The organism is Streptomyces sp. NBC_00846 (genome assembly GCF_045207325.1).
In the GTDB taxonomy this organism is placed as follows: domain Bacteria; phylum Actinomycetota; class Actinomycetes; order Streptomycetales; family Streptomycetaceae; genus Streptomyces.
In genome coordinates, this window is sequence record NZ_CP108846.1 from 2,302,742 (window position 1) to 2,323,172 (window position 20,431).

Annotated in this window: 16 protein-coding genes and 2 pseudogenes; 11 read left to right on the forward strand and 7 right to left on the reverse strand. The window is 70.7% G+C overall.

The features are described from left to right. Window positions 1–12: 12 nt before the first annotated feature. From OG936_RS10595 to OG936_RS10605, 3 genes and pseudogenes are all read left to right on the forward strand, one after another. Window positions 13–513, forward strand: coding sequence for a hypothetical protein (locus tag OG936_RS10595; RefSeq protein WP_406494133.1), 501 nt, complete (start codon window positions 13–15; stop codon window positions 511–513). Window positions 514–710: 197 nt separating this feature from the next. Further along, window positions 711–1,580 (forward strand): annotated as a pseudogene (locus tag OG936_RS10600) (polymorphic toxin-type HINT domain-containing protein); the annotation flags it as partial. 63 nt (window positions 1,581–1,643) lie between these two features. Then, window positions 1,644–2,417: a hypothetical protein gene (locus OG936_RS10605; RefSeq protein WP_406494135.1), complete on the forward strand. Its 774-nt coding sequence runs from the start codon at window positions 1,644–1,646 to the stop codon at window positions 2,415–2,417. Window positions 2,418–2,735: 318 nt separating this feature from the next. On the opposite strand, the pseudogene OG936_RS10610 reads toward OG936_RS10605, so the two are convergent. The 6 genes and pseudogenes from OG936_RS10610 to OG936_RS10635 all read right to left on the reverse strand — a co-directional run. Then, window positions 2,736–3,013, reverse strand: a pseudogene (locus OG936_RS10610) (tyrosine-type recombinase/integrase); the annotation flags it as partial. A gap of 267 nt (window positions 3,014–3,280) precedes the next feature. After that, window positions 3,281–4,420, reverse strand: coding sequence for an allantoicase (gene alc, locus OG936_RS10615; RefSeq protein WP_406494137.1), 1,140 nt, complete (start codon window positions 4,418–4,420; stop codon window positions 3,281–3,283). A gap of 55 nt (window positions 4,421–4,475) precedes the next feature. After that, a complete protein-coding gene (locus OG936_RS10620; protein WP_266746222.1) occupies window positions 4,476–5,399 on the reverse strand; it encodes a LysR family transcriptional regulator in 924 nt (307 codons plus the stop codon). Window positions 5,400–5,507: 108 nt separating this feature from the next. Further along, complete coding sequence (locus tag OG936_RS10625) at window positions 5,508–5,738, reverse strand: hypothetical protein (protein WP_406494140.1); 231 nt, start codon at window positions 5,736–5,738, stop codon at window positions 5,508–5,510. Between the two features lie 56 nt (window positions 5,739–5,794). Continuing rightward, entirely contained in the window at window positions 5,795–8,068 is a 2,274-nt protein-coding gene (gene malQ / locus OG936_RS10630) for a 4-alpha-glucanotransferase (protein ID WP_406494142.1), read from the reverse strand. Further along, window positions 8,069–8,341: a hypothetical protein gene (locus OG936_RS10635; protein ID WP_406494144.1), complete on the reverse strand. Its 273-nt coding sequence runs from the start codon at window positions 8,339–8,341 to the stop codon at window positions 8,069–8,071. A 312-nt stretch (window positions 8,342–8,653) separates the two neighbouring features. Here OG936_RS10635 and OG936_RS10640 point away from each other — a divergent pair, with 312 nt between their 5' ends. From OG936_RS10640 to OG936_RS10655, 4 genes are all read left to right on the forward strand, one after another. Beyond that, window positions 8,654–11,719 (forward strand): beta-N-acetylglucosaminidase domain-containing protein, encoded by a 3,066-nt coding sequence (locus OG936_RS10640; RefSeq protein WP_406494146.1) that lies wholly within the window; start codon window positions 8,654–8,656, stop codon window positions 11,717–11,719. Between the two features lie 120 nt (window positions 11,720–11,839). Then, window positions 11,840–12,397, forward strand: a complete 558-nt coding sequence (locus OG936_RS10645) for a PadR family transcriptional regulator (RefSeq protein ID WP_406494147.1) — start codon at window positions 11,840–11,842, stop codon at window positions 12,395–12,397. Beyond that, window positions 12,394–13,194: an ABC transporter ATP-binding protein gene (locus OG936_RS10650; protein ID WP_406494148.1), complete on the forward strand. Its 801-nt coding sequence runs from the start codon at window positions 12,394–12,396 to the stop codon at window positions 13,192–13,194. The genes OG936_RS10645 and OG936_RS10650 overlap by 4 nt, the downstream gene beginning before the upstream one ends. Continuing rightward, the gene (locus OG936_RS10655) at window positions 13,184–14,527 is read left to right on the forward strand and encodes an ABC transporter permease (RefSeq protein ID WP_406494150.1); all 1,344 of its coding nucleotides are present in this window, start codon (window positions 13,184–13,186) and stop codon (window positions 14,525–14,527) included. The genes OG936_RS10650 and OG936_RS10655 overlap by 11 nt, the downstream gene beginning before the upstream one ends. A gap of 54 nt (window positions 14,528–14,581) precedes the next feature. Here the strand turns inward: OG936_RS10655 and OG936_RS10660 are convergent, their stop codons facing one another. After that, entirely contained in the window at window positions 14,582–15,118 is a 537-nt protein-coding gene (locus OG936_RS10660; RefSeq protein WP_266746230.1) for an HNH endonuclease, read from the reverse strand. Between the two features lie 364 nt (window positions 15,119–15,482). Between OG936_RS10660 and OG936_RS10665 the strand changes: the two genes are divergently transcribed. The 4 genes from OG936_RS10665 to OG936_RS10680 all read left to right on the forward strand — a co-directional run bounded on the left by OG936_RS10665 (window position 15,483) and on the right by OG936_RS10680 (window position 20,430). Then, the gene (locus OG936_RS10665) at window positions 15,483–16,550 is read left to right on the forward strand and encodes a mechanosensitive ion channel family protein (RefSeq protein ID WP_406494152.1); all 1,068 of its coding nucleotides are present in this window, start codon (window positions 15,483–15,485) and stop codon (window positions 16,548–16,550) included. Window positions 16,551–16,829: 279 nt separating this feature from the next. Further along, window positions 16,830–18,053 carry an ROK family transcriptional regulator gene (locus OG936_RS10670; RefSeq protein WP_406494154.1) on the forward strand — a complete coding sequence of 408 codons (1,224 nt, stop codon included), beginning with the start codon at window positions 16,830–16,832 and terminating at the stop codon, window positions 18,051–18,053. 54 nt (window positions 18,054–18,107) lie between these two features. Further along, window positions 18,108–19,445 carry an ABC transporter substrate-binding protein gene (locus OG936_RS10675; RefSeq protein ID WP_406494156.1) on the forward strand — a complete coding sequence of 446 codons (1,338 nt, stop codon included), beginning with the start codon at window positions 18,108–18,110 and terminating at the stop codon, window positions 19,443–19,445. Window positions 19,446–19,548: 103 nt separating this feature from the next. Continuing rightward, a complete protein-coding gene (locus tag OG936_RS10680) occupies window positions 19,549–20,430 on the forward strand; it encodes a carbohydrate ABC transporter permease (protein ID WP_406500392.1) in 882 nt (293 codons plus the stop codon). Window position 20,431 lies beyond the last annotated feature (1 nt).

The window sequence follows — 20,431 nt, forward strand, 5'->3', positions numbered from 1 at the left end:
AAGGTAAGTCCGATGGAGCAAGTAGGGCCACTGCGCTTTGGGATGAACCGAGACGAGACGGAAGAGGCCCTGCGCGGAGTCGCCATGCGGGGCGTCGCAGTAAGTGCTGCTCCTGGCTTGGGTGGCAGCGTGGAGTTCGGTTCCCCCGACGCGAATCTTCTTGACCCATCATCCATTTTGACGACCTATTATGATACGTCCGGGTCACTGGCGGGAATTGCAGTCGACGCACGCAATGGACCCCAGGTAACACTCGGGGAAATGCGTCTCGTTGGTCGCGTACCGTCCGAACTGGAAGAACAGTTCGTCCAGTACCTGGAGGCGCGCGGCCGGATGGTGACCTACAACCAGTTCTGGGATTTCTCGTGCAATGTGCTCGGCATCGTCGTGCGGGCGCAGCGCGTTGACGACGTTGTGCTGAGCCGCCCGGTTTTCGTCGCAAGCCATTGGGCCAACCGCTGCGGTGATGCCTGCGAAGGTCCCGTTCCGAACGAGGAATGGCAGCACCGCTGAGACCCTGAACACATCAAACGGCCTCGTCCAGGCTCTGGACGAGGCCGTTTGATGTGGCGGCGGGTGTCAGAGACGCTTGGTCGACTTGACCCCCAGCACTTGCCATTCCCTGGCGCAGCGTCCTCGCCGTCACCGGGTGCAGGAACAGACGGTTCACCCCCTCTCCGCGGTCGCGGCAGGTCGAGAAGGTCAAGGACTGCGGGACGTGCAACAGCTTCGTCCCTGGCACCAAGGTCCTGATGGCCGACGGCTCCACCAAGCCGATCGAGGAGGTCAAGACCGGCGACAAGGTCGTCGCCACCGACCCGGAGACCGGCGAACGGCGGATCGAGACCGTCACCGCCGAGATCAAGGGCTAGGGCCTCAAGCACCTCGTCAAGGTCACCATCGACACCGACGGCAAGAAGGGCACGAAGACCGCCCAGGTCACCGCGACCGACGGCCACACCTTCTGGGTCCCCGAACTCGGCGAATGGATCAAGGCCACCGACCTCCACGCCGGCCAGTGGCTCCAGACCAGTGCCGGCACGTACGTCCAGATCACCGCGATCGAGCGCTGGACGGCCCAGACTGCGACGGTCCACAACCTCACCGTCTCCGACCTCCACACGTACTATGTGCTGGCGGGGGCTTCCCCGGTCCTCGTTCACAACTGTGGGGATAAAGTCTGGGAGCCGTTCCGTGAGGGCATCGACCACACCGACCAGGGAACCCTTCCGGCAAGTGCGGGAATTTCCCCTGGATCCTCTCTCAGCGCGGGTGAGTACCACTTCGTCGTCCACCAGGACGGTTCTCTGCGCGCCATGCAGAACGAATCTATGTGGGATCTCAATCCAGGTGCCGGACACACATCCCTGGGTAACCGTCAAGGGGTGCTCATGGCAGGCACGTTCGACGTCGATACAAGCGGTGCGATTTCCAGGGTCGACAACTTCTCCGGTCATTACCGTCCGACGAATATCCCGGGGGCCACTCCGTTGCTGGACGTCACCCGCGGAGCCTTCCGACGGCATGGTTGGGACTTCGCCGACAGCGCCTGGGACTACTACGCTGGGCCAGGTCTCTGAGGTGAAACATGTTCGCTGGGGGCAGTCTCGTGAGGCTGCCCCCAGCGGGCTTGAAACATCCGAATGACTACTTCTCTCGATGCGGCGGTGCTGATGGACGTTCCGGCTTACCCCGATTCCGGTGTGCTCCTGGCGCGTCTCGTGCGGAGTCAGGAAAACGGTCTTCCCCGCGACACCGGTCTTCCCGTGGGTAAGCTCTCTCCGATTCCCGCGGGCCAACCCCCGACCGAGGAATTCCTCCACCGGCTTGCAGAGCGGCTTGGTGTGCAGAGCCATGACCTCTTCCTCGTCGCGGGTCTGGCCATTCCCGATGACGCGTTGCTCTTCGACGAGGAAGCTGGTCGCGAGCTCCCCCAACTGGTGCAGCGTGCACTCCGCTTGCCCGCGTCCGACAGGCAGCGGCTACGTGATTTCGCCCAGTCCCTGGCTGAGGTATCGCCGCAATCCGTCCCTCCCAAGAGGCAGCGCCCTTATGAGCAGTACCCACCGGGATTCGGTTCGCTCCTTGTGCGCATGCTTGCCCTCCGGAATCTGGGATGGTCCTCGGCGGCCAAGGTGATGTACCTGATGTCCGGGGTCTACCTGTCGGCTGCGACCATCGGCGCGGTAGGGCGTGGAGTTAAGGAGCTCGACGCTGAGCTCCTCAATGGCTTCGCAGTCGTGCTCGGCATTCCGGTCGCTGTCCTGGCATCCTTGACCGGTGTGCACCAAACAGCAGGTCGCAGAGGTTCGCCGGAGAATGTCGACACGGCCGCCCTGCTCTGGGAGGTGAGGCATTTGACTGCGGCGCAGGTGCGGGAAGTGTCGCACTTGGCAGATTTTTTGGGGCGAAGATGACGTGAAGCGGGCGTTGCGGACGCTCCTTGCCAGGATCAGTTACAGGCGAGGTAATGCCTGGGGGCCGGCGGGACAGTCACACGAAATGGCTTGCGAAGGGCAAGGTCTACCTCTGTACGTCTCGACCGTACGACCCCTCAGTTCCCGCAGGGCAAATTTGGGGTAATTTGGTGGCCTTTATTTTCGGGGATGCTACAGGTGGAAGAATGGCCCCGTGATTCACTCCCCGACGGGGTGCACCTGCTACAGAATTCGGGCCCCTCCGTGAGAATCCGGAGGAGCCCAATTGGTATTTGACGGCAGTAGTTGACGGCAACGTCAGCGGACGAGAGCGGCGCAGGATGGCGGTTCATCGCCGTCGATCCTGGGTGCCTCGGCACCTGTCGGGCCGTCGAGGGCGGTGCTGAGGGTGTCGACGGCGTCGCGCTGGAGGCGGAGTCGGACGTGGGCGTAGGCAATGGCGGTGACGCTGATGTGGCGTGGCCGAGGAGTTCCTTGATGACGACGGGCTCGACGCCCTGTTCCAGGGGGAGGGTGGCGGTCGAGTGGCGGAGGTCGTGGTAGCGGATGTGACGGAGGCGGCCCTTGCGGAGGAGCTCTTTCCGTAGTGCCCCGCCGTACACATCGGAGGCAGCGAGCGACCCGATCGATGTGCCTGCGCGGGAATTCGCCTCGGTGGCGGGTATCACCGACCTGACGCACAGAGACGCAGTGAGGAGGCGCCTCCCGCGAGGGCGGGGGCACGTCCGCACGAACAGGCACGGGGTCGGGGCCGTGGGCCATGGAAGCCGCCCGTCGGACAGGCGCCGTCGCGCAGCCGTCCGGCGGGCGGGGCAGAGGGGGTTGCGGGAGGGGGACACGGGTTACGCGCCCGACTCCTCGTAGCGCCGGGCCAGTTCGGCCGCGCCGCTCTCCGTCAGGCTGCCGTGCAGGCGCATGCGGGCGACCCCGCCGTCCGGGAAGGCGTCGAGGCGGACGTGGGTGACGATCGCCTGGGCGCGCAGGGGGAAGCGGTGCAGGGTGTCGGGCTGGAGCCGGGTGCGGGGGATGATCTCGAACCATTCGCCGGTCTCGCCGTTGCGGCCCTGGAGGGCGATCCAGCCGGCCGCGTTGCCCTTGAGGTAGGCCGTGTCGATCTCGACCGCGCGGACCGCGCCCTGGGCGGGGAGGCGGAAGCGGACCCAGTCGTTCGTGTCGCGGACCCGGCGGCGGCGGTTCTCCCAGCCGTCGTCCATCTTGCGGGAGGTGCCGGGCAGGATGATCTGCGTCGGCGAGGAGTAGAAGCGGTCGGAGGCGTCCTCGTAGCTTCCGCCGTTCAGGACCGAGATCAGGTCGAACGTGCCGAGCGTCGCGAGCCAGGACGGGTCGGGGAGGACCTCGCCGTGGACGCGGAGGCGGGCGATGCCGCCGTCGGGGTGCTGGCAGAGGCGGACGTGGGTGTAGCGGCGGCCGCCGGTGATCTCGAAGCCGTTGGCGGCGTGGCCGCGTACGGGGGTCGGCGGGACGATCTCCTCCCACTTCACGTCGTCCGCGAGGAGTTCGGCGGGGCTCGGCGAGCCCTCGACCGCCGTCGCCTGGATCGAGACGCGCTGCGGGTAGTTGCCGCGGAAGTGGGCCGTGTCGACGACGATGCCGCGGATGATGCCGGGGGCGCCGAGGCGGATCAGGGCCCAGTCGTGCTCCTCGGGGGCGGGGAACGGGTGGGCCGCGTCCGCGCCGCGTCGGCGGCGGGTCTCCCAGCCGTCCATGATCTTGCCCTTGTGGCCGAAGTGCTCGGGGTCGAAGACCGCGCGCTCCCGGACCAGGAGGTTCTCGCGCTGGGCGAAGAACTCGTCGTTGGCGGCGATCACGCCCGCGCCGAGGCGGCGGTCGGCGAGGTCGACGAGTTCGGTGAAGGGGAGGTCCGTGGTGCGGTAGTCGGCGTACGGGTCGCCACCGCCGTAGGGGGCCGCGTCGTTGGCGTGGGGGTCCTCGTACTGGTTCTCATTCTGATCGGAGGTCATGCGTCCACTGTCGTGGCGAGCGACCCATGAGGTCCATCGAAAGTTTTTGCATCGTTTATTCAGTTGACGTGAACGATGCCGCTGTTTCGGTGAGCGCCGCCAGGACCCGGGCCACCGCCGGACCTTGCTCGGCCCCTTGCCGTACCGCCGCCACCACATGGCGGCGCGGCTGGTCGGCTTCGAGTGCGCGCATCACCACGCCGCCCCTGCTGTGCCGTTCCGCCGATGCCATGCGCGGAATCAGCGCGACCCCCATGCCCGCCTCGACCATGGCCAGGATCGCCGTCCAGCCGGAGGCGCTGTGCGCCTGCTCGGGTACGAATCCGGCGGCCTCGCACGCGGCCGTCGTGATCTGTGACCAGGGGCCCGAGCCGCCGAAGATCCAGGGGTCGCCGGAGAGGTCCGCGAGGCGGAGGGCGGGCGCCGCCGCGAGGTGGTGGTCCGCGGGGAGGGCCACGTCCAGAGGGTCGGCCAGCAGGGGCAGCACGACGAACCGAGGGTCGCGGGCCGTCGGGGCGTGCGCGGCAAGGGACAGGGCGAGGTCCACGTCACCGGCGACCAGGAGTTCGTAGGCCTGCGCGGCCTCCGCCTCCCGCACCCGTACGTCCGGGCCCGGACGGTCCTCGGCGCGCAGCCGCTGGATCGCGGGTACGACGAGGGCGGGCACCGCCGTGGAGAACGCCGCGATCCGTACCTGTCCGGCCTCGCCGCGCAGGTAGCCGGTCAGTTCGGCGTCGGCGCGCTCCAGCTCGGCGAAGACGGCCTCGGCGCGGCGCAGCACGAGGTGTGCGGCGTCGGTGAGACGGACCCGTCGGCCCTGGGCCTCCAGAAGCGGTACGCCGAGCTGCTTGGCCAGGTTGGACAGCTGCTGCGAGACCGCGGACGGGGTCATCCGCAGGGCCTCGGCGGTCGCGGTGACCGTGCCCCGGTCGCGCAGGGTGCGCAGGATGCGGAGCTTCTTGACGTCCCACTCGATCATGGCCGCAACCTACCGGCCGCAACCTGCCCGCCGGCCCTCCCGGTCCGGACATGCGTATGCGCCGCACGGTACGGGGTACCTGCGGCGCACTCGCCAGAAGCGTAGGTGCTAGGCCTGCTTCTTGGACTTGTCGAAGATCATGACCAGGGCCGTGATGACCACGAACAGGGCGATGGGGGCCACCACGTACAAACCGACGGTCTCCATCACGCTCAGGCCCTGACCGGGGTCGTCACCGTCGTCGCGGGTGAGCGCGAGCGCGGGGGACGACATGAGCAGCATCATCAGCGTCGTTCCGGCCGCGACGGCGCCGGCGCGCATAGCGTTCTTCTTGTCCACGGTTCAAACGTAGCGAATGCCCGGGACGGGCGCGCGCCCGGGGGTGCCGTACGGGGTCACGGGTGGTTTTCGCGGGATCCGAAGATCTCCATCAGCCGGTGCAGGCGGGGGGCCGCGGCCAGCTCCTCCAGGGTGACCGGATGCCCCTCCGCGCCGGCGACGGGCAGACGCCAGTTGGGGTACTGGTCCCAGGTGCCGGGGAGGTTCTGCGGGCGGCGGTCGCCGAGCGTGTCGGGCAGCCAGACGCCGACCATGCGTGCGGGGGTGCGCAGCAGAAACCCGTGCACGGCGCGGACGGCGCCCTCCTCGTCGTCCTCGCCCTCCGGGAGCAGGCCGAGCCTGGAGAGGTACGCCAGCCACTCGGTGGTGTCGGCCACATCCGCGGTCAGCTCCTCCGCCAGGCTCCGGGTGAGCAGGCCGAGGCGGTGGCGGAGCGTCACGTGGTCGCCGGTCAGCCGGGCGGCGGTGGACGGCAGATCGTGCGTGGTGACGGTGGCCAGGCAGCCCTCGCGCCACTCCTCGGGGGGCAGTGGGCGGCCGGTGCCCGCCCAGTCCCGTTCGAACCAGAGCACGGAGGTGCCGAGCACGCCGCGCCGGGCGAGCGCCTCGCGAACCCCCGGCTCGACGGTGCCGAGATCCTCCCCCATGACGACCGCGCCCGCCCGGTGCGCCTCCAGGACGAGGACGGCGAGCATCGCCTCGGCGTCGTGGCTGACGTAGGTGCCCTCGGTGGGCGGGCGCCCCTCGGGCACCCACCAGAGCCGGAACAGGCCCATGACGTGGTCGATGCGCAGCGCGCCCGCGTGGGCGAGTAGCCCGCGCAGCAGGCCGCGGTACGGGGCGTAGCCGGACGCGGCGAGGGCGTCGGGGCGCCAGGGCGGCAGGCCCCAGTCCTGGCCTCGGGCGTTGAAGGCGTCCGGGGGTGCGCCGACGGACATGCCGTGGGCGAAGGCGTCCTGCTGGGCCCAGGTGTCGGCGCCGCCGGGGTGCACGCCGACGGCGAGGTCGTGGACGATGCCGACGGCCATCCCTGCGTCCAGGGCGGCGCGCTGGGCGGCGGCGAGCTGGTTGTCGGTCAGCCAGGCGAGCCGGCAGTGGAAGTCGACCCGGTCCAGCAGGGCGCGGCGGGCGCGGGCGGTCTCTGTGGAGCGGGGGTCGCGGAGTGCGGCCGGCCAGCTGTGCCAGTCGGAGCCGTGCACCTCGGCGAGGGCGCACCACAGGGCGTGGTCCTCCAGGGCCTGTCCCTGCTCGGCCAGGAAGTCGCAGTAGGCGGCGCGGCGGCCGGGGGTGAGGGGGACGTCCCGGACGAGTTCGAGGGCCTGGCGCTTGAGTTCCCAGACGGCGTCCCGGTCGATCAGGGCGCCCTTGTTCAGGACGGTGTCGCTGAGCGCCGCCGCGTCCTGGCGCAGATCGTCGAGGGTGGCCCGGTCCGGCACGTGCCCGTACTCGGGGACGGACTCGATGTGCAGATGGACGGGGTCGGGGAAGCGCCGTGACGACGGGCGGTACGGGGACGGGTCGGTGGGATCGCCGAGCACGGCGGCGTGCAACGGGTTGACCTGGACGAATCCGGCGCCGAGGGTCCGCCCGGACCAGGCGGCGAGGTCGGCGAGGTCCCCGAGGTCGCCCATGCCCCAGGAGCGGGCGGAGAGCAGGGAGTAGAGCTGGACGAGGAAGCCGTGGCTGCGGGCGGGCGGCCGGGGCACGTGGGGCGGGGCGACGACGAGTGTGCAGCTCGCGCTCCGGCCGCCCGGAGCTCGTGCGGTCAGCCGGTGTACCCCGAGCGGCGGTTCGGCCCACCAGGCGTGGGCCGGGAGCGCGGCCGTCGCGGTGTCACCTCCGGCGCCGGCCACCGCGCCCGCACCCGCACCCGCTCCCGCGTCCGTTCCCGTGTCGGCCACCGCGTCCGTTCCTGCTTCCGTGCCCGCGCCCGCTCCTGCTTCCGTGCCCGCGCCCGCTCCCGCGTCGGCCGCCGCCCGCCCCGAAACGGCCGGATCAGGTCGGCAGGCCGGAACGCACACCCTCGGGAGGGGGCGCGCCCCGGGACCTTCGAGCCCGATGTCCAGCGTGGTGCCGGGCGGCAGTGCGGCCAGGGCCGGGGGCAGCGGCTCCCCGGCCCACACCACCAGCGTCGGCGGGAGCAGCCGGGAGTGGGCCGAGGACTCGGCGGCGGCGAGCGATTCCCGTACCGCTTCGGGCGTGGCGGCGTCCACACCGAGCGCGGCGAGCACCGCGACGACCGTGTCGTCGGCGACGGACACCGTGACGTCGGCGGACGGGGAGTAGGAGGTGGCGACGCCGTGCAGTGCGGCGAGCCGGGACAAACCCATTCAGACTCCTGGGGACTCCATGCCCCATGCGGTGCCGGACGTGGCCGGCTCGCTGGTCAGCGGGGCGTTGACGGCGAGCGGGGGTTCGCTGGTGAGCGGTGTGGCGTCGGCGAGCGGCGGCTCACTGGTGAGCGGTATGGCATCGGCGAGCGGCGGCTCGCTCGTCAGCGGACCGGAGCCGGGCGCGGGGGCCGGAAGCACGCCGGGCACCGGGGCGGGACCGGGTTCCTGTTTGGAGAAGGCGGAGAGCAGGAGTTGCGCGGCAGCGGGCATGGTGGCCTCCTGGCCATGGCGGAACAGGACACAGCAGACCTACCCAGCGGGCACGACCGCAGACGTAGGCGTTACCACAACGAGTTCAACGTGCCCTGGGTCACATTCCGTTCCCCAAAGGGCGGTTCCCCGTAAGTCGTCCGCCGATTTCGGCCATTCGGCGTCATCTTTGGCGTCCGACGTCGATTGTCGCCCCTTCCTCACCTCGGCTGCCACATCGGGCATTTGCGGCACAACAACCACTCGCATTGACACCCTGCGCGCGCGGGTGGTGGGCTCGGAGCCCACCGGTGGAAGCGAGGGAGACCAGCGATGCGGCTCAGGCGCGGAAAGCAGGCGACGGCCGTCGCGGTCGCCGTTCTCGGCGGGCTCCTCTCCACGGGCGCCCCGGCCGCCGTCGCGGCCCCTTCGGCGCCCGGCTCCGCCGCCGTCACCACCCCCGACCGCACGGACGACGGCGCGGTGCCGGCCGTGTGGCCACGGCCCCAGTCCATCAAGGCGACCGGGCCGTCCGTACCGCTCGCCGCCGCCGGCTCCGCCGCCGAGGCCACCCTCGTGGCCGACGCGCACGCGGATCCGTACGCCGTCGACGCGCTCCGGCAGATCCTGCGGGACGCGGGCGTACGGACCGTCCACGAGGCGTTGCCGGGCCGCGGCCCCGTCGTCCGGCTCGGCGGCGACGGCGCCCAGGACGCCCTGCGTACGCTGCACGCCCCCGACCGCGGCGACCTGCCCTCCGGCGGCTACCGGATCGCGGTCGGCCGGGTCGCCGGCCGGGACACCGTCGCCGTGGACGGCCTCGGCGAGGACGGCCTCTTCCACGGCGTGCAGACGCTGCGTCAGCTGATCCGGAACGACAGCGTCGCCGGGGTCACCGTCAGGGACTGGCCGGGAACCGCCGTACGCGGGATGACCGAGGGCTTCTACGGGCAGCCGTGGACCCGGGCGGAGCGGCTGGCGCAGATCGGCTTCATGGGGCGTACGAAGCAGAACAGGTATCTGTACGCGGCGGGCGACGACCCGTACCGGCAGGCCCGTTGGCGCGACCCGTACCCCGCCGACCGGCGCGCCGACTTCCGGGCGCTGGCCGAGCGGGCCCGTGCCGAGCATGTGACCCTCGGCTGGGCCGTCGCCCCCGGCCAGGCCATGTGCATGTCGTCGGAGAACGACGTGAAGGCACTGACGAAGAAGCTCGACGCCATGTGGGCGCTGGGCGTGCGGGTCTTCCAGCTCCAGTTCCAGGACGTCAGCTACAGCGAGTGGCACTGCGACGGCGACGTCGACACCTTCGGCAGCGGGCCAGTGGCGGCGGCCAGGGCCCAGGCGCGGGTGGCGAGCGCGGTGGCCCGGCATCTCGCGGAGCGTCATCCGGGGGCGGAGCCGCTGTCGGTGATGCCGACGGAGTTCTACCAGAACGGGGCGACGGACTACCGCACGGCGCTCGCCGAGGAGCTGGACGACCGGGTCCAGATCGCCTGGACCGGGGTCGGGGTCGTACCGCGGACCATCACCGGCGGGGAACTGGCCGGTGCGCGTGCCGCGTTCCGGCATCCGCTGGTCACGATGGACAACTACCCGGTCAACGACTACGCGCAGGACCGTATCTTCCTCGGCCCGTACACCGGCCGGGACCCGGCGGTGGCGGTCGGTTCCGCGGCGCTGCTCGCCAACGCGATGGAGCAGCCGTCCGCGTCGCGCATACCGCTGTTCACCACTGCCGACTTCGCGTGGAACCCGAAGGGTTACCGGCCACAGGAGTCCTGGCAGGCGGCGATCGACGATCTGGCGGGCGGTGACGCCGGCACCGGGGACGCGCTGCGCGCGCTGGCCGGGAACAGCTCGACGTCCGTGCTGGGCGGCGACGAGTCGGCGTATCTGCGGCCGCTGCTGGACGCGTTCTGGAAGTCCCGTGCGTCGACCGACGCCACGGCGCAGGCCGACGCGGCGCGCAGGCTGCGGGCGGCCTTCACCGTGATGCGGGAGACCCCGCAGCGGCTGAAGGGCCTGGCCGACGGGCACCTGGACAACGAAGTACGGCCGTGGACCGAGCAGTTGTCCCGGTACGGCCGGGCGGGCGAGCTGGCCGTGGATCTGCTGCGGGCCCAGTCGCGCGGCGACGGCGCCGCCGCGTGGCAGGTCTCGCTGGCGCTCGAGCCGGTCCGCGAGGCCACGAAGGCGAGCGGCGCCACGGTCGGCAAGGGCGTCCTCGGCCCGTTCCTGGACCGGGTGCGCAGGGAGGCGGACGCCTGGACGGGCACGGACCACGACGCCGGTACGGTGACGAAGGCTCCGGGCAGCTACACGGTCCGGCTGGACCGGCCCCGTCCGGTGGAGACCGTGACGGCGATGACCGTGCCCGGCGGCGGCCCGGTGGCCGGTGCGACGCTGGAGGCCCATGTGCCCGGCGAGGGCTGGCACGGCCTCGGCCCGGTGTCGGCGACCGGCTGGACCCAGGCCCCGGCCAGGGGGCTGTGGGCCGACGCGATCCGGATCAGCTGGCCCACGGGCGGTCCGGCCACGCCCCCGGTGCTCACGGGCACGCTGCCGCCCATCGTTGCGCAGGGCCGGGCGGAGAACCGGCTGGGCGGCGGCACGGGAACCGGCGTCCCCGCCTCCGGGAGCGCCTCGGAGGCGGCTTTGCGGGTGCGGGCGCTCGTGCCGTGGTTCGGCGACGAGCCCGCCGCCCGGCTCGATCTGGCACGCGGCGGGACGGACGCCGAGATCGGCGGCGGGCCGCAGCGGGTCGAGGCGCGGCTGACCGCCCGGCGCCCCGCCGAGGTGCGGGGCAAGCTCAGCGCACGGGCTCCCCGGGGCATCGAGGTGAGCGTCCCGAAGCAGACGAGGGTGCCGCGCGGTTCGCGTATCGACGTCCCCGTCGAGATCACGGTCCCGGCGGGCACCCCGGCCGGTGAGTACGAGGTGCCGATCGGCTTCGGCGACGAGAGCAGCACACTCACGGTCCGGGCCTACCCGCGCACCGCGGGCCCCGATCTGGTGCCTGCCGCCACCGCCTCCTCGTCCGGCGACGAGACCCCGGACTTCCCGGCGGCGGCGGCCTCCGACGGCGCCCCGGAGACCCGCTGGTCCTCGCCGGCCGAGGACGGCGCCTGGTGGCAGGCGGAACTGCCACAGCCGGCCCGGATCGGCCAGGTGGTGCTGCACTGGCAGGACGCGTACGCCTCCCGCTACCGCATCCAGGTCTCCGCCGACGGCCGCAACTGGCGCACGGCGGCGACCGTGCGGGACGGCAGGGGCGGGCGCGAATCGGTCCGGATGGACGCGAAGGACACCCGCTTCCTCAGGGTTCAGGGCGATGCCCGGGCCACCGAGTTCGGCTACTCCCTCTGGTCGGTCCAGGCGTACGCCGTCGCGGAGTAGCCGCACACGGGCACAAACCCCCCTGAAACACCGCTCGATCACCACTCCACAGCACTCTGGGGGCCGCCACCCATCGCCGAGTATTCACTCAGTACATATATCGAGTATATAGTTCTGTTCATGAGCACCCGCCATGTCCTTCTGGGACTGCTCGCCGGAGGTCCCAGCCACGGCTACGACCTCAAGCGGCGGTACGACGAACGCTTCCCGCAGGCTCGCCCGCTGGCCTACGGGCAGGTCTATACGACCCTGCAGCGCCTGGTGCGTGACGGTCTGGCCGCCGTCGAGGGCACCGATTCCGACGGCGGACCCGAGCGCACCCTCTACCGCTCCACGGATGAGGGATCGCGCGAACTCGCCACGTGGACCGCGGAGATCACCCCGCCGGCCCTTTTCGTGACGAACGAGATATTCGCCAAGGTCGTGGTCTCGATCCTCGTGGCTGCGGCCGCCGGCAGCGACCGTACCTCCGACGCGGCCGCGTATCTCCAAGCCCAGCGCACTGCCCATATGGCACGCATGCGCGAACTGACCGCACTGAAGACCGTGCCGGGCACCGATCTCAGCACGGTGCTCTCCGCCGACTACGCCATCGCCCATCTGGACGCCGACGTGCGGTGGATGACCACCACGGCGAGCCGACTCACCACCCTGACCGCGGAGGTCGACACAGCATGAGTACGCAAGCCGAGCAGCCCGACCGGGCGACAGCGCCCCTACTCAGGGCCGTAGGCCTCAAGAAGTCGTACGGGAGGACCGAGGCGCTGCGCGGCGCGTCCGTCGATCTCCACGCAGGCGAGATCCTCGCCGTCACCGGCGCCAGCGGCAGCGGAAAGTCCACGCTGCTGCACTGCCTGGCGGGGATCGTCCGTCCCGACGAGGGTTTGGTCGATTACGCGCAGGAGCGGATCGACCGGTTGCCCGAGGCGCGGCTCAGCGAGCTGCGGCGCTCCGATTTCGGCGTGGTGTTCCAGTTCGGGCAGCTGATCCCAGAGCTCTCCGCACTCGACAACGTGGCACTGCCGCTGCTGCTCGCGGGGACGGCTCGCGCTGCGGCGCACGCGCGGGCGGACGAGTGGCTGGCGCGCTTCGGAGTGCGGAATCAGGCCGCTCTGCGCCCCGGCGAGTTGAGTGGCGGTCAGGGCCAACGGGTCGCTTTGGCACGGGCGTTGGTGACCCGGCCGAAGGCCGTCTTCGCGGATGAGCCGACCGGCGCGCTCGACTCGCTCGCCGGGGAACAGGTGATGACCTCTCTGCTGCACGCCGCCCGTGAGTCCGGCACCGCGGTGCTGTTGATCACCCATGACGCACAGATCGCCGCGTACGCGGACCGGGAGGTGTGGCTGCATGACGGAGTCGTCCACTCCGGCACGGCCCAGGTCAACGCTCAGGACGCCGTTCAGGGCGCCGACCGGGTCACCGCCCGGCAGATCGCCCGGGAAGTCCCCCAGGAGGCCGCGCACCATGAAGGCTGACGTCCACATCGCGTGGATACTGACCCGTGGCTCGGACCGCCGCGAGTGGTGGCGGATCTCGCTCACCGCATTGGGCGCCCTGCTCGCCACGGGCTTCGCACTCGCGGCGGTCACGGTCGCTGCTGTCTCGGGTCAGGTATCGATCCCGTACGGACACGGCCTGCTGAACCAGCCGGGCGAGCGCGCCGGTGTGGTCCTCACGCTGCTGCTCCTGCTCGTCCCCGTGCTCGGCTTCCTCGGTCAGTGCGCCCGCATCGGCGCCGTGCACCGCGACCGGCGGATGGCCGGGCTGCGGCTCGCGGGGGCGTCGCCCGCGCAGGTGCGGCGCATCTCGGCGCTGGAGTCCGCGTTCGCGTGCCTGGCGGGATCGGCCGGCGCGCTGGCCGTCTTCGCCGCGGTCCTCGCCGGCGCCGGTCACATGCCGCCGCCGGCGGCATGGGCGGCCTTCATGCTGGTTGTCCTCGCCGTGCCGGTCGTGGCCGCGCTTGTGAGCGCACTCGCCCTGCGGCGGGTGGTCGCCTCGCCGCTCGGCTGGGTGCGCCGTGTCCGGCCGGACAGCGGACCCCGGACGTTGCTCGCGCTCCTGGTCCCGACGGCGCTGATCGCCGTGGCGCTCCTCGTCCTTGCCGACCGCAACAACCGTCCCGGCGGGGTGCCCGTCCCGTTCATGGTGTTCGCCGTGGTGCTTCTCACCGGAGCGGGTGCGGTCTGGCTGGCCGGAGCGACAGCTTCCTTCATGGGTCGGCGGCTGACCCTCCGCGCGAAGAGCCCCGCAGTGCTGATCGCCGCGGGCCGGCTCAAGGACGACCCGTGGGCCGCCGCGCGCACCCACGCCGCTCTGCTGCTGGTGACCGTCGTCGGGGTGGGTTTCGTTGGCGTGCGGCAGGTGCTGCTCGACGAGTTGCACCGGCGGAGCGGCTACACGGCGGAGGACCTCGACTTCTACACCACGGGGATCGACCTCGCCGGGACCGCAGTCCTGGTGGCTCTCGTCATCAGCCTCTTCGGTCTCGCGGTGGGCACCGCCGAATCCATCGCCACCCGGCGCCGGGGTCTCGCCGCCCAGACCGCGGCCGGGGTACCGCGCGTGGTGCTGGCAAGGACCCTCCTCCTGGAGACAGCACTCCCCATGGCCCCTGCGGTCCTGGTCGCGGGCATCGGTGGCATGGCGGTGCACGTCGCGTACGCCACCCTCGTCGCGCCCGGATCCGTCCCTTCGATGCTCCCGCTGCTCGTACCCGTGCTGGTGTACGCCGCCTGCCTGCTGGCCGCGGCGACGTCGCTGCCGCTGCTGCGGCGCACGGCGCACCCCGCAGAGCTGCGGTTCGCGTAGCAGGCGGCACTCCGCCGAGCCGCACCTCCCCGAGAGATACGGAAGCCCGGATCGTCACGCTGAGATGCCATCGATCCGGGCCATCGCGTCGTCCGCGCCGAACGGTTGCAAGTACGGCAGCCAGCGCGGGTCGCGGTGTCCCGTCCCGATGATGCGCCAGGCGAGGCCCGTAGGCGGGGCAGGCGTCTGGTGCAGCCGCCAGCCGAGCTCCGGCAGGTGCCGGTCCGCCTTGACGTGGTTGCAGCGGCGGCAGGCCGCCACGACGTTGTCCCAGGCGTGCTGTCCGCCGCGGCTGCGCGGAATGACGTGGTCGACGCTGGTCGCGGCGGCGCCGCAGTACATGCAGCGGCCCCCGTCCCGGGCGAAGAGCGCCCTGCGGGTGAGCGGTACGGGCCCCCGGTAGGGGACCCGTACGAACCGCTTCAGGCGGACGACGCTGGGGGCCGGGACGGCCCGGGTGGCACTGTGCATGAAGGCGCCCGACTCCTCAAGACAGATGGCCTTGTTTTCGAGCACGAGGACGAGCGCGCGGCGGAGCGGTACGACGCCGAGCGGCTCGTACGACGCGTTGAGAACCAGGACATGCGGCACGGTGGATGCCTCCTTGTACGCCGGCGGCGCGTGGCTCGCGCCGGGACGATCCGATCTCAGTTTCTCCTTACGCCTGGTCGAAGCGCCACCACGTGCGGGTAACGGGCCGGAAGGATTTTTCTCCGGTACCGGCCGCCCGTACCGCCGCAGCGGGCCGGAACAGGCGCTTCCGGGCCGCTGCCGCGCAGGCCGCGGCCCGATGTGCGATCGGCCACATGACGCCCGTGCGGGCTCCGTCCCGTAACCTCCGCGCTTTCCCCGAATCCCCTCGTGAGGCGCGTCTCTCCGCCGGTCACGGCAACGGAACACTCCCGATGCCCCGTTAGTGTGGTGGGGCCGCCGTCGCCCACCTGGAGGTTCCACCGTGTTCCTGTCCGCCCTGTTGGCCGCAGCTCCGTCGCCCGGGCCGGGCAGCTCGCTGGACGAGGCCGCCCAGCAGGCCGGCAACGCCGCGGGCTGGGTGGAGGAGAACTGGTCCACCTGGCTGAACACCGGTCTGCGCATCGTGCTCATCGCCGCGGTCGCGATCGTGTTGCGCATCGCGATCCGGCGTGCTCTCACCAAGCTCATCGACCGGATGAACCGCAGCGCCCAGGCGGTGGAGGGCACCGCGCTGGGCGGGCTGCTGGTCAATGCGGAACGCCGCCGTCAGCGCTCCGAGGCGATCGGTTCCGTGCTCCGCTCGGTCGCCTCGTTCCTGATCCTCGGCACGGCCGCGCTGATGATCCTGGGCGCCTTCCAGATCAATCTGGCCCCGCTGCTGGCCTCCGCCGGTGTGGCCGGTGTGGCACTCGGTTTCGGTGCGCGCAACCTGGTCACCGACTTCCTCTCCGGCGTCTTCATGATCCTGGAGGATCAGTACGGCGTGGGCGACACCGTGGACGCGGGCGTCGCCTCCGGCGAGGTCATCGAGGTCGGTCTGCGGGTCACCAAGCTGCGCGGCGACAACGGAGAGATCTGGTACGTCCGCAACGGCGAGGTGAAGCGGATCGGCAACCTCAGCCAGGGCTGGTCCACGGCCGGCGTCGATGTCACCGTGCGCCTCACGGAGGACCTGGACGAGGTCCGTACGGTGATCACCGAGGCCGCCACGGCGATGGCCAAGGAGGACCCGTGGAACGAGCGGCTGTGGGGTCCTGTGGAGATCCTGGGCCTGGACGCCGTGCTGCTGGACTCGATGACGGTCCGGGTGACCGCGAAGACGATGCCGGGCAAGGCGCTGGGGGTGGAGCGCGAGCTGCGCTGGCGGGTCAAGCGGGCCTTCGACGAGTCGGGCATCCGGATGGTCGGCGCCGTCCCGCCCCCGGCGGACGAGCCGTCCGCGGCCGACCCGACGGCCGCCATGGCCGCCCCCTCGGCGTACGCGTCGGCGACGTCACCGCAGTCCCTGGCCGCGACACCGATCGCCCCGCCGCCGAACATGTCGAAGTAGGACCGGCGGTACGAGTCCGCCGTTCGGGTGAGGGGCGCTCCGCGAAGTCGGCGGGGCGCCCCTCACGTATGTGTCGATGAAGCGAGTCGACGTGAACTCAACTCGGTTTCTCCATAGCCTGATTGGGGATACGTCGCCGAGAACCCCCACATTCCGGAAGCGGCCCGGGTAACGCTTTGGTTGCCACCGCGGCACCGCCCATTGACGCCCCGGTGACGCGCGCATACCGTCCTCTCACCGAATAGGAAACTTTCCTAACAGAGGGCAGGTGCAGTGCTCATGGCCGGAACGACACCGGGCACCCCCCGCGTTCTGCGGGCCATGAACGACCGGGCCGCCCTCGATCTGATGCTGGAGCACGGGCCCCTCTCCAGGACCCGGATCGGGAAGCTGACCGGCCTCTCCAAGCCCACCGCGTCGCAGCTGCTGGCGCGGCTGGAGGCGGCCGGGCTGGTCGTCGCGACCGGGACCGTGGCCGGGCGGCCGGGGCCCAACGCCCAGCTGTACGCGGTGAACGCGCGGGCCGCGCATGTCGCGGGGCTGGATGTGAACGCCCACCGGATCGTCGCCGCCGTCGCCGATGTGACGGGTGAGACGGTCGGGGAGTTCGAGCTGCGCACTCCGGGACGGCGCGCCGACTCCGTGGTACGGCAGGTGACGGAGGCGCTGGGCGAAGCGCTCAAGGACGCCGGGCTCACCCACGCCGATGTGCACCGGGTCGTCATCGGCACCCCGGGCGCCTTCGACCCCGGAACGGGGCGGCTGCGGTACGCCTCGCATCTGCCCGGCTGGCACTCCCCCACCCTGCTGGACGAGCTGGCCGCGTTCCTGCCGATGCCGGTCGAGTACGAGAACGACGTGAACCTGGTCGCGGTGGCCGAGCAGCGGCTCGGTGCGGCGCGCGGGTACGACGGCTTCGTCCTGCTGTGGAACGAGGAGGGGCTCGGTGCCGCTCTCGTCATCAACGGGCGGCTGCACCGGGGCTTCACCGGTGGTGCCGGCGAGGTCGGCTTCCTGCCGGTGCCGGGCGCCCCGCTGGTCCGCCAGGTCACCAAGGCGAACTCCGGCGGCTTCCAGGAGCTGGCGGGCGCGCAGGTGCTGGCCCGGCTGGCCCGGGAGCTCGGCATCGACGACGCGCCGGTCCCCGGCCAGGGCACCCATCATGAGGTCGCGGCCGGCCTGATCAGCCGGGCCGCCGAGGCCGCGGAGTCGGGCGAGGACGGCCCGTACCCCCGGCTCCTCGATCTGTTCGCCACGGGTCTCGCGACCGGCCTCGCCTCGATGGTCGCCGTACTGGACCCGGAAATCGTCGTGCTGTCCGGCGAGCTGATCACGGCCGGCGGGGAACAGCTGCGCGGCCGGGTCGAGTCCGAGCTCGCCGAGCTGGCGGCCTCCCGGCCCCGGCTGATCGCCGGGGCCGTGACGCATCGCCCCGTCCTGCGCGGCGCGCTGGAGAGCGCACTCGCCACCACGCGTGACGAAGTCTTCGACACGTCACGCTGATCCCCTTTTCCGCCGTCACCCTTCGCCCTTCATCCTCCAACGGGAGTCACCGCCATGTCCGGAAACCGCCGGAAGACGGCCGCCGCGCTCGCCGCGACCGCCGCGATATCGCTGTTCGCCTCCGCCTGTACGGGGCAGAGCAACTCCGGTGCCAGTGATGACGCGTCCAAGGACACGACCATCAACTTCTGGCACGGCTGGAGTGCCCCGAGCGAGGTCGCGGGAATCCAGGCCACGGTCGACGCCTTCACCAAGGCGCACCCCAACATCCATGTGAAGGTCGTCGGCAACATGACCGACGACAAGATCAACCAGGCCCTGCGGGCAGGCGGTTCGAAGGCCCCGGACGTCGTCTCGTCGTTCACCACCAACAACGTCGGAAAGTTCTGCTCGTCGAAGGCCTTCGTCGATCTGAACCCCTTCCTGAAGAAGGACGGGATCGACCCGGACAAGACCTTCCCCAAGGCGATGAACGAGTACACGCAGTTCGACGGTGTGCGCTGCACCGTGCCGCTGCTCGGTGACGCGTACGGCCTCTACTACAACAAGGACGCCTTCAAGGCCGCCGGCATCACCGCTCCCCCGAAGACCTGGTCCGAATTCGCCGAGGACGCCAAGAAGCTGACGAAGACCAAGGGCGATTCGTACGAGCAGCTCGGTTTCATGCCGAACTACCACGGCTACGAGTCGACGACCGAGCACTACCTCGGCAGCTGGAACCCGAAGTACTTCGACGCGGACGGCAAGTCGAACATCGCCAAGGACCCGGCGTTCGCCGCCATGCTCACCGCCCAGAAGAAGCTGGTCGACAACCTGGGCGGCTACGCGAAGCTGGAGAAGTACCGTACGGCGTTCGGCGACGAGTGGGGCGCCAAGCACCCGTTCCACACGGGCCAGGTGGCCATGCAGCTGGACGGCGAGTGGCGGCTCGGGATGGCCGAGGAGACCAAGCCGAAGTTCGAGATCGGGGTGGCTCCGATGCCCGTCGCCGACGACGAGGCCGACACCTACGGCAAGGGCTATCTGACCGGTACCATCGCCGGCATCGCCGCCACCTCGAAGAAGCAGAACGCGGCCTGGGAACTGGTGAAGTTCATGACGACCGACACCGACGCGGTGGTCGACTTCGCCAATGCCATTCACAATGTGCCGTCCACGCTGGAGGCGCTGAAGTCGCCGCGGCTGAAGTACGACCCGCGGTTCAAGACGTTCCTGGACATCGCCGCGAACCCGGAGAGCACCACCACCCCGCCCTCGGTGAACGGCGGCGCGTACCTGGTGTCCCTGCAGAACCTCGGATTCGACATCGAGAAGGGCAAACGGACGGACATCAAGGCGGGGCTGGAGAAGACCGCCGAGGAAATCGACGCCGCGATCGCGCAGGCGAAGTAGCACCGCGATGAGCACGAGCACGAGCACCCGTACGAGCACGGGTGCGGGCACGTACACACTCCGTTCGAAGCGCCGCCGGTCGGCGCTCCGGGCAGCGGCCTTCATGTCGCCGTGGCTGATCGGGTTCTGCGTCTTCTTCGCCTACCCGCTGATCTCCACGCTCTATTTCTCCTTCACCAGCTACGACGGTTTCACGGCCCCGGAAATCAGCGGGCTGAAGAACTGGTCGTTCGTCTTCACCGACTACCCGCTGTTCTGGCCCGCACTGCGCAACACACTCTGGCTGGTCGTCGTCATGGTGACCTGCCGGGTGGTGTTCGGCCTCGGGGTCGGACTGCTGATCACGAAGATCAAGACGGGCGCCGGGGTCTTCCGCACCCTGTTCTACCTGCCGTACCTGGCCCCGCCGGTCGCGGCGACCCTCGGCTTCGTCTTCCTGCTCAACCCGGGTACGGGGCCGGTCAACTCGATCCTCGGCGAGCTGGGACTGCCCACGCCGGGCTGGTTCACCGACGCCACCTGGTCCAAGCCGGCGCTGACCGCGCTCGCGGTGTGGGGGGTGGGCGACCTGATGGTGATCTTCATGGCCGCGCTGCTCGACGTACCGAAGGAGCAGTACGAGGCGGCGGAGCTGGACGGGGCGTCCTCGTTCCAGCGGTTCCGCTTCGTCACCCTGCCGAACATCTCGCCGATCGTGATGTTCGCCGTGGTCACCGGGATCATCCAGACCATGCAGTACTACACCCAGCCACTCGTGGCGGGGAAGGTCGCCTCGGGCGTGATGGGCGGCTCCGGGCAGCAGTTCGAACCGGGGTATCCCGACAAGTCGACACTGACGCTTCCGCAGCTCGTCTACAACCTCGGCTTCCAGCGCTTCGACTACGGCTCCGCCTGCGTGGTCGCGCTCGTTCTCTTCGTACTCGCCATGGCGTTCACCGCACTGCTGATGCGGCGCCGCAGCGGGCTGATCCAGGCAGGTGAGTGAC